The organism is Mycolicibacterium sp. TUM20985 (genome assembly GCF_030295745.1).
Lineage (GTDB): Bacteria > Actinomycetota > Actinomycetes > Mycobacteriales > Mycobacteriaceae > Mycobacterium.
This window is the reverse complement of sequence record NZ_AP027291.1, coordinates 2,831,727-2,843,936: the sequence shown is the minus strand read 5'-3', so window position 1 is coordinate 2,843,936 and position 12,210 is coordinate 2,831,727. Positions and strand designations below refer to the sequence as shown.

9 protein-coding genes and 6 pseudogenes are annotated in these 12,210 nt (G+C 64.3%); 13 read left to right on the top strand and 2 right to left on the bottom strand.

What is annotated here, in order from left to right; genetic code table 11:
* Positions 1 to 269: 269 nt before the first annotated feature.
* The 9 genes and pseudogenes from QUE68_RS14045 to QUE68_RS14005 all read left to right on the top strand — a co-directional run.
* Positions 270 to 1,019 (top strand): annotated as a pseudogene (locus tag QUE68_RS14045) (transposase); the annotation flags it as partial.
* Positions 1,020 to 1,099: 80 nt separating this feature from the next.
* Positions 1,100 to 2,238, top strand: a protein-coding gene (locus QUE68_RS14040) for an IS3 family transposase (protein ID WP_286275699.1) whose coding sequence is annotated in 2 segments (ribosomal slippage) — positions 1,100 to 1,370 and positions 1,370 to 2,238 — 1,140 coding nt in all. Because the reading frame shifts where the segments join, the coding sequence is not laid out codon by codon here.
* Positions 2,239 to 2,268: 30 nt separating this feature from the next.
* Positions 2,269 to 2,883, top strand: a pseudogene (locus tag QUE68_RS14035) (Mu transposase domain-containing protein); the annotation flags it as partial.
* A complete protein-coding gene (istB, locus tag QUE68_RS14030) occupies positions 2,880 to 3,734 on the top strand; it encodes an IS21-like element helper ATPase IstB (RefSeq protein WP_284236030.1) in 855 nt (284 codons plus the stop codon). The pseudogene QUE68_RS14035 and the gene istB, both read left to right, overlap by 4 nt.
* Positions 3,735 to 4,226: 492 nt before the next feature.
* A complete protein-coding gene (locus QUE68_RS14025; protein WP_284236032.1) occupies positions 4,227 to 4,763 on the top strand; it encodes a hypothetical protein in 537 nt (178 codons plus the stop codon).
* Positions 4,764 to 4,961: 198 nt separating this feature from the next.
* Positions 4,962 to 6,580, top strand: a pseudogene (gene istA / locus QUE68_RS14020) (IS21 family transposase).
* Position 6,581: 1 nt separating this feature from the next.
* Positions 6,582 to 7,384, top strand: a pseudogene (locus QUE68_RS14015) (ATP-binding protein).
* A gap of 34 nt (positions 7,385 to 7,418) precedes the next feature.
* Positions 7,419 to 7,925, top strand: coding sequence for a hypothetical protein (locus QUE68_RS14010; protein ID WP_284236033.1), 507 nt, complete (start codon positions 7,419 to 7,421; stop codon positions 7,923 to 7,925).
* Positions 7,918 to 8,349 carry a hypothetical protein gene (locus tag QUE68_RS14005; protein WP_284236034.1) on the top strand — a complete coding sequence of 144 codons (432 nt, stop codon included), beginning with the start codon at positions 7,918 to 7,920 and terminating at the stop codon, positions 8,347 to 8,349. Before QUE68_RS14010 ends, QUE68_RS14005 begins: the two co-directional genes overlap by 8 nt.
* Positions 8,350 to 8,587: 238 nt before the next feature.
* Here the strand turns inward: QUE68_RS14005 and QUE68_RS14000 are convergent, their stop codons facing one another.
* Both QUE68_RS14000 and QUE68_RS13995 read right to left on the bottom strand, forming a co-directional pair.
* The gene (locus QUE68_RS14000; RefSeq protein ID WP_284236036.1) at positions 8,588 to 8,818 is read right to left on the bottom strand and encodes a hypothetical protein; all 231 of its coding nucleotides are present in this window, start codon (positions 8,816 to 8,818) and stop codon (positions 8,588 to 8,590) included.
* Between the two features lie 20 nt (positions 8,819 to 8,838).
* Positions 8,839 to 9,114, bottom strand: a complete 276-nt coding sequence (locus QUE68_RS13995) for a hypothetical protein (protein WP_284236037.1) — start codon at positions 9,112 to 9,114, stop codon at positions 8,839 to 8,841.
* Positions 9,115 to 9,180: 66 nt separating this feature from the next.
* Between QUE68_RS13995 and QUE68_RS29480 the strand changes: the two are divergent.
* The 4 genes and pseudogenes from QUE68_RS29480 (at position 9,181) to QUE68_RS13980 (ending at position 12,149) form a co-directional block, all read left to right on the top strand.
* A pseudogene (locus tag QUE68_RS29480) lies at positions 9,181 to 9,705 on the top strand (Imm61 family immunity protein).
* 182 nt (positions 9,706 to 9,887) lie between these two features.
* Positions 9,888 to 10,157, top strand: a complete 270-nt coding sequence (locus QUE68_RS13990) for a hypothetical protein (protein WP_284236038.1) — start codon at positions 9,888 to 9,890, stop codon at positions 10,155 to 10,157.
* A gap of 12 nt (positions 10,158 to 10,169) precedes the next feature.
* Positions 10,170 to 10,427, top strand: coding sequence for a hypothetical protein (locus tag QUE68_RS13985; RefSeq protein ID WP_284236040.1), 258 nt, complete (start codon positions 10,170 to 10,172; stop codon positions 10,425 to 10,427).
* Positions 10,428 to 10,504: 77 nt separating this feature from the next.
* Positions 10,505 to 12,149: pseudogene (locus QUE68_RS13980) on the top strand (NERD domain-containing protein).
* The last annotated feature ends 61 nt before the right edge of the window (positions 12,150 to 12,210 follow it).

Below are 12,210 nucleotides of genomic sequence, written 5' to 3'. Positions count from 1 at the left end.
ATCAGGGTGCCGGGCGCAGCTGGACGTACGTGGCCGAATCGTGTCGGTGCCAGCCTGCAGTATTAACTGTGCAGCTCAAAGGTCCAAACCTAGGGACGGAGACCACGTGTACAGCGCTTCCGATGGAGCGGTGACTGCGCTCGCTGAATTTCCCCACTGACGCTCATCGAAATTCCCCACCCGTGTGGCTCCGCCGAGAAGGGCGGGCCTCCCTCGATGCTGCTGGTGTCTGACGCCAACAGCTCCACTCGAAGGAGGCCCGCTTTCTCATGCTCACATGGGAGAACGACATGGAAGTACACGCCCTACACAAACGTGGTTGGTCGATCTCGGCTATCGCCCGCCACACCGGCCACGACCGCAAGACGGTCCGCAAGTATTTGGCCGGTGACGGCACGCCCGGTGTACGTGCCCGGCCATCACCGGACCCGTTCGACCCGTTCGTGGATTACATCACCGCGCGGCTGGTCGAGGACCCGCATCTGTGGGCCCAGACCCTGTTCGACGAGTTGGAGGGCCTCGGGTTCGGGCTGTCGTATCAAAGCCTGACCCGCCACATCCGCAATCGGGATCTGCGGCCAACGTGTGCGGCCTGTCGCACCGCCACCGAGCGCCCGAATGCGGTCATCCCGCATCCGCCAGGTGATGAAACCCAATGGGACTGACTGGAATTGCCCGATCCACCGACATCCTGGGGGTGGGGCAAGACCGCGCACCTGTTAGTCGGATCCCTCGCGCACTCGGGTAAGTGGCGAGCGGCGTTGTCGCCCTCGGAGGATCAGCCGCATCTGGTCGCCGGCTTGGACCGGGTGACCCGCGGCCTGGGCGGAGTCAGCCGTGTGTGGCGCTTCGACCGGATGGCCACGGTGTGCGATCCCGGCAGCGGGCGGGTGACCGGGAGCTTCGCCGGGGTGGCCAAGCACTACGGCGTCTCGGTGGCCATCTGTCCGCCGAGACGCGGCAACCGCAAGGGTGTGGTGGAGAAGGTCAATCACACTGCTGCCCAACGGTGGTGGCGCTGAGGTGAGCCCGTCGTAGTGGTCCAGTTGTTGTGCGACTCTGTTGCCCGAGTGTTCGGGCAGGAAGAATCGACGACGACATGGCATCGAACAAGCGCCGGCGGCATACGCCGGATCAGATCATTCGCAAGCTCGCCGAGGGCCACAAGCTCCTCGCCGGCGGTCAGGCACTCGACGAGGTGTGCCGGCATCTGGAGATCGCTGAGTCGACGTGGCATCGCTGGCTTGCCCAGTACGGCGGCATGAAGGCGAACGAGGCCAAACGGCTCAAAGAACTCGAGTCGGAGAACTCCCGGTTGAAGAAGCTGGTCGCCAACCAGGCCCTCGACATTGACATGCTCAAGGACCTTTCGGCGGGAAACTTCTAACCCCGAACCGCAAGCGCCGCGCCGTCCGTGTGCTGCGCGACCGGTTCGGGGTATCCGAACGCCGAGCGTGCACGGTGGTGGGCATCCACCGCTCCACGATGCGCCTGACGCCACCGCCGATCACCGAGGAGGAGGCCGAGTTACGTGCCTGGCTGCGCCGGTTTTCCACCGACCGGCCTCGCTGGGGGTGGCGGCGCGCAGCCAAGATGGCCCGCCGAGCTGGCTGGCAGGTCAACAACAAGAGAATCCGTCGTCTGTGGCGTGAGGAGGGTCTGCGGGTCCCGCAACGCCGCAAGAAGAAGCGTCTGACCGGTATCGGTGTCGCCGTGGGCGCGATGTCACCGATCCGTCCGAATGTGATCTGGGCGATGGACTTTCAGTTCGATACCACCGCCGATGGCCGCACCATGAAGATGTTGAACGTGATCGACGAGTTCACCCGCGAAGCGCTCGCGATCGAAGTCGACCGCTCCATCGACGCCGACGGTGTCGTCGAGGTCTTGGATCGCCTGGTCCTCGCCCACGGGGCGCCCTACTACGTGCGCTTCGACAACGGTCCCGAGTTCGTGGCGCACGCGGTCAGTGATTGGTGCCGATTCAACGGTGCCGGTTCGCTTTTCATCGATCCCGGTTCGCCGTGGCAGAACGCCTGGATCGAATCGTTCAACGGTCGGCTACGTGATGAACTGCTCAACTCGTGGCGCTTCTACTCGCTGCTGGAGGCTCGCGTGATCATCGAAGATTGGCGCTGCGACTACAACGCCAACAGGCCGCACTCCGCCCACGGCGAACGCACTCCAGCCGAGTTCGCTCTACAGTGGACCACGACCCACCAACCCCAAGTCGCATAGCGACTGGACCACCAAACGGGTCCCCCTCAGCGCACCCTGGCCGATGAACTGACCGCCGAGCAGGCTCAAACCGACGTGGACCGTTTCGCTCGCGTTCGGGGTGACACCCGCCTGCGTGCCACCGCAGACGGGCGCTCCTCGGTGCTGACCGTGGCCAAGAGTGAACCGCTCTCGCCGCCGCCGGCGACGCCGTATCCGGTGATCCTCACCGAAGCGCGGACCGCATCGCGGCAAGCGATGGTGTCCTACCGCGGCAACCGCTACTCGGTACCACCGGAGCTCGCCGCCGCCGCGGTGAGCGTGTTCCATCCGGTCGGCGGGAAGTTCCTCGACATCGCCACCACCGCCGGGATCGTGATCGCCCGGCACCGGTTGGCCGCCGATGGGCTCGGGGTGATGGTCCGCGACAGCGGACACGTCATCGCACTGGACACCGCGGCGATGGCCGCCGCCACCACCGGGCGTCCGCATCGCCGCAAGGAACGCATCCCACCCGGGCTGGCGGCCAAAGCTGCTGCCGCACAACTACTCCAACTTCATGGCGGGACGTCACCCAGCTCTGAAACAAGCACCACTGCAACCCATTCCACTGTCATCGACCTGTCCGCCTACGAGCGGGCCGCCCAGAACAGGACCATCCAATGACCCCCACCACCCGCACCCCGAAGGTCACCCGCTCTGCCACCACGGAGTCATCCACGCAAGCCGCCAGCCGCTATCAGCAGCTGCGCTCCCACTTGGCCGAGCTCAAGTTGAACGCCGCCGCCGAAGCACTGCCCGCCGTCCTGGACCAAGCCACCGCCGAAGGCCTGTCCCTGACCGTCGCCCTGGAACGACTCCTGGCCGTCGAAGTCGACGCCAGCACCGTCCGACGGTTGGCCGGGCGGTTGCGGTTCGCCTGCTTACCCACCCCGGCCACCCTGGATGACTTCGACGTCGACGCTGCCGCCGGCATCGACCGCAACCTCATCGACGAACTGGGCACCTGCCGCTACCTGGAGTCGGCAACCAACATTCTGTTGATCGGCCCGCCGGGCACCGGCAAGACACACCTGTCAGTCGGATTGGCAAGGGCTGCAGCACATGCTGGGTATCGCACCTACTTCACCACCGCCGCCGATCTGGCCGCCCGCTGTCACCGCGCCGCGCTCGAGGGACGCTGGGCCACCACCATGCGCTTCTTCGCCGGACCAACGCTCCTGGTGATCGATGAACTGGGCTATCTCCCGCTACCCGCTGAAGCAGCCTCGGCACTGTTTCAGGTTGTCTCCCAACGATATTTGAAGACCTCGATCGTGATCACCACCAACCGTGGCGTCGGCGCCTGGGGCGATATCCTCGGAGACACCACCGTCGCCGCAGCCATGCTCGACGGACTCCTACACCGCTCGGTGGTGATCAACCTCGACGGCGAGTCCTACCGCCTACGCGATCACCACGCCGCCGCCGACAGCCTCCGCAGAGCTACCACCGGAACACGCCAACCGATACACTGACCGACGCTCACAGGTGAGGAATTCCAGCAAGCACAACTGGGGAATTTCGATGAGCGCAGTCAGCGGTACGTTGGGACTCGGCAACAGCGAGACTGTATAGCTCGAAACTGTCTCTTACGGAATGGTTTTAGAGTGTTCATGCCGTTTCGGAATGGCGTGTTTGAGAGTTTGAGGGCCACGGTCAGGGAGCCGTGAATTGATCCGTCGGCTGATGTGCCTGGCGGAACGGTGGGCGCCGCTTTCGACCTCTTAGCGAAGTGCTTGATTGGTTCGAGCGTCAGCTCGGACTCCGGGCGGAATCGCAAGCAAGGCCCAGTTCGATAGCGCCCCCACGGTTGCGCCGGACGCCGCCGCGTGGGACTCGCGTTGGCCCGGATCGACTCCTGACTGCGCAAACCACGCGTTTACATACAGCGGCGTTTCAGCAACGTTTCAGATGTTGACCGAATGTCTAACCCAGATGTCAGACTAGCGGCGACGAGGGGGTCAAACATGGTCTTGCCACTCATTCCGGCTGCGCTTATCGCGATTGGCGCTATCATTGGCGGTGGCGGCCTTGCCCTCGGTGGCAAGGGCGCGCTGGACATCAAGAAAGCACTCAGCGATCTGAACGAGGCACGCGCACGGTACGAAGCGCGTCGTGAAACAGGTGTCGCGAGGGTCGCTGCCACCAATGAACGAATGATCGACCTGGGCCGACAGCAGAAGCAGGCCCTAACCGACGTCGTGCTGAGGATGGCCGATTTCCTGCGTCGTCATGAGCGACAGGTGCGCGAACACGAAAAGCTGCTGGTCGATGGTCTCGACGTTAACACCAATCTGGCGGTTGGACCTGGTGGCGTCGACCTGAACCTGGGCGCTTGGGTGACGGGCATCCTAGGTTCCGCCGGCGCGGCGGCCGGAACAGGCGCCGGGGTCACTGCCATCGCGGGCACGGTCGGTGTCGCGAGTACTGGTGCAGCAATTTCGGGTCTATCGGGGGTGGCTGCCGAGAGCGCGATGCTTGCGTTTCTCGGGGTGGTTCGCTAGCCACTGGTGGTGGCGGCATGGCGCTTGGACTTACTGCGCATGTCGTTTGCCATGAGCATGGGACCACTGTGACCTGATTTTGCCAGTGGGATGGGACCACCTGGATTGCCAGTTATGGGACCACCGGCGCGCCGCGTCGGTGGTCTCTTCGTTTGCCCGTTCGATCGCCGTGACAGTTCAAGTCACGGAGGCACGGGCATGGCTTTTCGGGAGGTCAGTGTGAACGAGATCAGGGAAGTGCTGCGGGTGTGGCTCGGGGTGGTGGGGTTACCGGCGCCGGGGTACCGCAGGATCGCCGCGCATTGCGGTGTGGACCGCAAAACGGTGCGCCGCTACGTGGAGGCCGCCCAGGCAGCGGGGCTGCGCCGAGACGACGATGTCAGCGCGCTCGATGACGGGTTGATCGGTGCGGTCGCCGAAGCGGTCCGCCCGGTGCGCCCCGATGGTCACGGCGCGGCCTGGGATCGGCTGCTCGAATTCGAGGAGCAGATCACCGCGTGGGTGGCCGGCGAGGGCGAGGCGCGGCCGTTGACGATCACCAAGATCGCGACGCTGTTGGACCGCCGAGGGTGTGTGGTTCCGTATCGGACGTTGAACCGATTCGCCAGTGAACGTTGCGGTTTCGGACGTAAGGACACCACGGTGCGAGTCGCCGACGGCGACCCGGGGTGGAATGCCAGATCGATTTCGGCTACCTGGGGATGCTCACCGACACCGGTGATGGTCGTCGCCGCAAGGTGCACGCGTTGATCTTCACCGCCGTCTACAGCCGGCACATGTTCGTGTGGTTGTCGTATTCGCAGACCTTGGCGGCGGTGATCGCTGGCGCTCAGGCGGCGTGGGAGTTCTTCGGCGGCGTCTTCGCGGTGCTGATCCCGGATAACTTGAAACCGGTGATCGCCGCTGCCGATGCGGTCAACCCCGGTTCACCGGGCTGGCTCGATTACGCCGGTCATGGCGGGTTCCTCACCGACCCGGCCCGGGTGCGCTCGCCCAAGGACAAGCCGCGGGTCGAACGCACGGTGCAGTATGTGCGTGGAAACTTCTGGGACGGTGAAACATTCACCAGTCTCGAGCAGGCGCAGCAGGCGGCGACCGCGTGGTGTGAGCGGACGGCCGGTATGCGCATCCACGGCACCACCTGCGCACGGCCGGTGGAGGTGTTCACCGCCGAAGAACAGCGACTCCTGCTGCCGGTGCCGGGGGCCTACGACGTGCCGGTGTTCAAGGCGGTCAAGGTGCACCGCGACTTCCACGCCGAGGTCGGCAAAGCCCTGTACTCGTTGCCCGAGCAGTGGATCGGCACCACGGTGGACGTGCGCGCCGATAGCGAGCTGGTGAAGTTCTATCACCGCGGCACGCTGGTGAAGGTCCATCCCCGCCAACCGGCAGGTGGGCGCAGCACCGACCGCAATGATCTGCCTGAGCACAAGGCCAGCTATGCGCTGCGGGACTTGGCGGCGTTGATCGCGGCGTGTGCCAGCCACGGGCCGAATGTCGGGATCTACGCCGAACGCATCCTCGATGACCCGCTGCCCTGGACCCGGATGCGGACCGTCTACCGGCTCCAGGGTCTGGTGCGCCGTTACGGCGCTGAGCGCGTCGATCGAGCATGTTCACTCGCGTTGGACCTCGACGTCGTCTCGGTCAACAAGATCGCTTCCATGCTGGAACGCGCCACCGAAACCACCACTCCGGCATTGCCCCGGGCGGTCGGGCAGTCAGCTACCCGGTTCTCGCGTGATCCATCCGAATTCACCAACACCCCAGCATCATTGACCGTCGTGGCCGATGCGCAACCCGAGGAGACCCGCTGACATGACCACGACCAACCGCGCAGCCGCCGACCCGGTCGGCGCTGATCTGCTCCGACTGCTCAAAGCACTCAAACTCGGCGCGTTGGCCGACACCCTGCCCGAACGTGCCGCCCTGGCCCGCCAACACAAACTCAGCCACATCGGGTTCCTCGAAACTCTGCTGGCTGATGAGGTATCCCGACGCGAATCCCGCTCAGCCGCCTTACGGGCGACCAAAGCCGGACTCGACCCGAGCATGCGTTTCGACACCTGGACCGCACAAGAGGACCTCCGCTATGACCGCACCCTGCTCTCGGGGATCTGACCTCGCTGCGGTTCCTCGACGCCGGCCAGTCCGCGATCGTCCTCGGGCCCGTCGGAGTAGGCAAGACGCATTTGGCAACAGCGTTGGGGCACATGGCTATTCGCCGACGGCACACCGTCATATTCGGTCGCGCCGACAAACTGTTCACCCGGCTACGCGCAGCCCGACTCGACCACACCGTCGACACCGAGATCCGCCGCACGGCCGCGATTGACGTCCTCATCATCGACGACTTCGCGCTGCGCTCGCTCGATGCCACCGAAACCAGCGACTTCTACGAAATCGTCGTCGAACGTCACCGCACCAAGACCACCATCGTGACCTCCAACCGGGAACCCGCCGAATGGCTGACCATGACCGCCGACACGCTATTGGCTCAATCAGCCATCGACCGACTGACCGCGGCGGCCCACACCCTGGTCATCGAAGGACCGTCCTACCGCCAACGCGCCCGGCCCGGCCAGCTTGACCCAGACCACCCCGCCGAGCATCCTCAATAACGCGCCACGGTGGTCCCATCCTCCTGGCAATCAGGTGGTCCCATCACCCTGGCAAGCGACAGCGCTGAACTTCGTCACGGTTGGCCCAGCATTGCTGGTCGGCGGTTTCACGGTAATGGGTCAGGGTCAGAAGGCGCTCACCAAGGCCAAAGGTTTCCAGACCCAGATTGATGTGGCCATAGCTGAACTCGATGAGACCGAAGCGCAACTCGAGGCGGTCGACTCTCGAATTCTTGAATTGGGTGGGTTGCTAAGTGATCTGACTGATCGAGCGGTCGTGGCGCTGGACGAACTCGAGTCCGAGTTGTTCGACCCGCATGCGCACGCCGACCGTTTCCAGCGCGCACTGGTCCTCACCGTCGCCGTTCGCGACGTGGCGGGATCCCAAATCCTCGATGAATCAGGTGAAATGACTGAGCAGAGCGCGTCGCTGGTCGTCAAGTATCGGCCGTTGACGGACGAATCAGGCCAGACAGACGCTGCGGGAACGCCGGTTAAAGCGGACGAAACAGCGGACGCAGAGGAGTCGACGAATGAGTGAAACACCCCGGGTGCACGAGACAAGAGTGGTTGGAACAAGAGTGGGAATCCCGACCTCACTACAAGGGTTCAATGCGCTGGGTCAGATCGTCGAAGCGGCGCGCGAATTCGGGGCCTTTTATCAGACGGAGCACACCAAGCGAGATCGACTCAGAACTTACGGTGAAGTGGAAGTCGAACGGATCAAGAGCGCCGAGGGGATCCTCCGGCAATACTTCGACCAGATCTTTGATGAGCGGCGCACGAACTTCGAGGCATTTTTTGCTCGCCTAGACGTGGCCCTCGAGAACCGGGATGGCGAGACGATCAACACCGTCGTACGCGGGATCGTCGACATCGCGCAGTCGTCGCCGTTAGCGCAATTAGGAGACCTCAGTCAGATCAGGGCAATGCTGGACGACCCGGATCAAGTGTTCGACCTCTGATTACGGACCGATGACAAGAGACGAACTTGCACCGGTGTCGACTCGCGGTAGGTCTCGACCGGAAGCGCTCGACGATGACCATCACCGTCACCAAGACTCACCGCCTCGGTTGCTCGGAGCGCAGCACTAGGCTCCTGTCGAGCAACTGCGCCTCAACGACCTCTCCGATACCGGCTTCCGGTACGTCGTGAGCGCGTCATGCGCACAACCGTTTCGTTTACTTGTCAATGGCGACGCCTCAGTCGAAGAGCGGACCAACGAACCCAAAGACAAGAAACGCGGCCGCGAACGCAAGCCACGCCAAGCTGGCGGCGCCGAAACCCTTCGCAACCTCGCGGGTGCGGGGACTGAGGTAGAGCAGACCGGCCAGCGCCGCGGGGATGATCCATGTCAGAAACAGCAAGTTGAACAGACCGGGATGGATGACGCCGGAAATCACTCCGAGGACCAGTCCAACGAGGGTCTGCATCGGGACTTCCCGCGGCTTATTCACAAAACCACGCTCTGCCAGAAGGCAAGCCACGCCAACACGGGCAAGCCGACGAGTGCCCCGATCGAGACCGCCATACCGGTGCGGCGGAACGCAGTACGGGACACCACGAAGCCGACCAGACCGATACCAAGCGATATGGCCACAGTGACGACAGCCGCGTGGGGTGCTGGATTGGAGCGCAAGAGTGAGGTGCTGATCGGCAGCAGCAGCCAGAGAACGCCGCCGAACGCCGCGCCGGCGTACGTGCTGACCATCCAATTGGCACGCGTCATGATGGTCGTAGATTACGTCGTACTCGCGAGATCGATAACCGGGTTCTGCGAGTCAAGGAACCAGTCATGCATTGGATTACGGCCATGAAGTTTTCTGACGAGTTGACCGCATGGGCCACGCAAGCGGGTTACGCAGTCTCACAGGGGGCAGGGACTCTTGAGTTGTGGTCCAACCCTGGGGGAGAGCAGCGCTTCTACGTCCGGCAACCCACGGGCGGTGTCGACTGGTGGGCGCTGGCATCGTCGGATCGTGGTTCTGCCGAACGCTACGAGTTGTCGGCTCACGCCATCTCGGTCCTCGAGAGGTACCTGTTCGCACTCCTGGGTGATGTCATTCGGGCACGAATGCTTGTGCCGGACATCCGGGTTCCGAATGAGCCTCACTCATTGCCCGCGATCTACTGAGTGAGCGAATTGGATGCGGAGGGCTACCGCGTTCTGACGAAGCAGTCGGTCATCGTAGCCCAAGCGCGCGGACGGGTTGTCGGCATGTCCACCTTGGTCAAGGTCGCTCATCTACTCGACAGCACCGTAGATGACATCAAAGCGTCTTACTTGTCGCACGACGGCGCTCCCCTGACCTTGAGCTGAGCGAAGGTCGGCGCCTGCACGTACAGCCACCACCTCGGCACGCTAGAGACGCGGTGCGACTGGTTCGAACACCCGCAGTTTCTCGCGATACGCAACGATTTGGGACGATGATCGCTCTGGCGTCGTGGTCTCCGGCCCGGCGTCGCCTGCTGCAGCGGGCCTGACCCCTTGGAAGATCAACTGTGAACAAGCGCTTCCACGACACGCACTTCTCCGCCGAGCGTCGCTTCTCCATCGGCCACGACTCGAGGACTGGCGGACACTACCTCGCCATCCCGCTGAGCAACGGCGTCGTCGACTACGAAGAGCAGTACGTCATCTCCGACGAGCAGTACCGTGGCTTCGCCGCCGTCCTCGGCTCTGCGCTCGATTTCGTGGGGGAATGTCGGCGCCATGAGCATGATGATCAGCTGATCTACCCGCCGGGCAAGCGGCGGGGATCGCCCATCTAGAAGGCATACGAGATGAAGATGAACCTCGGTGAACTCGCCAAAGCCCTCGATCTCATCGGCATCCACGCGCGTGCGGTGTCGCTGGGCGGCGACGCCGAGAACAGCTGGTGCATCGGTCAGGTACCTGACGGGACGTGGGAGGTGTTCTGGATGGAACGCGGGAACAAGATCGACTCGGTGGTCCTCCCAACGGAATCCGCCGCGTGCTTCCAATTGCTGGGCAGGCTCGCCTACACCCAACTCGCTGCCGGAGCTATCGGGCGGCTCTGAACTGTCCGTCGGTGCCCCGGGTTATTCTTCCCTGCAAACGTCGGGGGAGGACGAACACCAATGATCGCTGGCCGCTCTTGACCATCACCGTCACCGAAACACCCCGCCTGCACAGCTCCGAGCGCAGCACGTGGCAGGCCCTCGTCGACCAGCTCGAGCCCAACGACCTCGTCGTTCCCGGCCAGCGCGTGACCAATCACCTCAAGGACCACGAGGTCGACTTCGTCGTCGCCATCGAGGGCGCCGGCATCGTGTGCCTCGAGGTGAAGGGCGGCGAGGTCTGGCACGACGGCGAGGGCTGGTGGCAGATCCGCGGTGGTCGCGAGAAGTCCATCGAACCCGTCCGCCAGGCCCGCGAAGCCTGCTACGCGCTGCGCGACTTCATCGAGAAGAACCCCCGCTGGACGCAGGGCAGGCTGCGCAGGACCACGTCGTCGTCCTGCCCCACACCGAGCTGCCCGCGGACTTCGGCCTGCCCGAGTGCCCGCGTTGGAAGGTCATCGACCGCACCGATCTGCCGAACCTCGTCCCCAGGCTGCGCGAAGTCCTCGTCCGCCAGAAGCTCGACCGCCTGCTCTTGTCGCCTCGAGGCGTCGAGCAACTCGCGACGGCGTTGAGCGGCAGGGGTTTACCGCAGCGCGACGTCGTCGTCCGCGCTCAGGCCAATGAGGATGCCGCCGACGCGCTCACCGAACATCAGGGTGTCATCCTTGACGCCATCCGGCTGCTCAATCGCGTCGAGGTCCGCGGCGGCGCAGGCAGCGGCAAGACCTTCCTCGCCATGGAGCTGGCCCGCCGGCTGTCGCAGAAGGGCCAGCGGGTCGCCCTGGTCTGCTACTCCCATGGGCTGGCCTCCTACCTCGAGCGCATCGTCGCGACCTGGCCGCGTCGGCAGCAACCGGCCTACGTGGGGGAGTTCCACGACCTCGGCAAGCAATGGGGCCCGCCGGGCCCGACGAGGCTCTGCGCAATGACGAGACCGTGCAGTTCTGGGAGCGCGACCTTCCGCTCCAGATGGCCGATCTCGTAGCCGAACTCGACCTCGGCCACCGCTTCGACGCGGTCGTCGTCGACGAGGCGCAGGACTTCGCCGACGCCTGGTGGGACCCGCTGCTCGCTGCGCTGAAGGACCCCGTCGAGGGCGGCATCTACGTGTTCAGCGACGAGGGGGCAGCGCGTCTTCGACCGCTTCGGCTCACCGCCCGTGCCTCTCGTGCCGTTGATCCTGGACCACAACCTGCGCAACACCCGCCAGATCGCCAACGCCTTCCAGCCGCTGGTCGACAGCCCGATGAAGTTCCTGGGCGGGAAAGGGCCCGCGGTCACGTTCATCCCGTGCACCCGCGACGAGGCGATGGACGTCGGCGACGACCAGATCGACGCGCTCCTCGACGCCGGCTGGCGCGACCATGACATCGCCCTGCTGACCACCGGCAGCCGCCATCCCGAGCAGACCCAACGACAGCAGTGCGGCCACAAGGCGTACTGGGACACCTCTTGGGACACCGACCAGGTCTCCTACGGCCACGTGCTGGGCTTCAAGCGTCTCGAACGCAGCGCCGTCGTCGTGGTGGTCAACGAGGAGGGCACGTTCGAACGCTCCGCGAACGGCTCTACGTCGGATTCTCATGCGCGCGTAAACAACTGGTCGTCTGCGGTGACCCCGACTTCATCCGACAGGTCGGCGGACCCGACCTCGCTCGGCGCCTCAACATCACCTGATCGACGGCCCGTCAGCGGCATCCTCAGGCGTCGAATTGTCATACCCTCCTGGGACAATGGA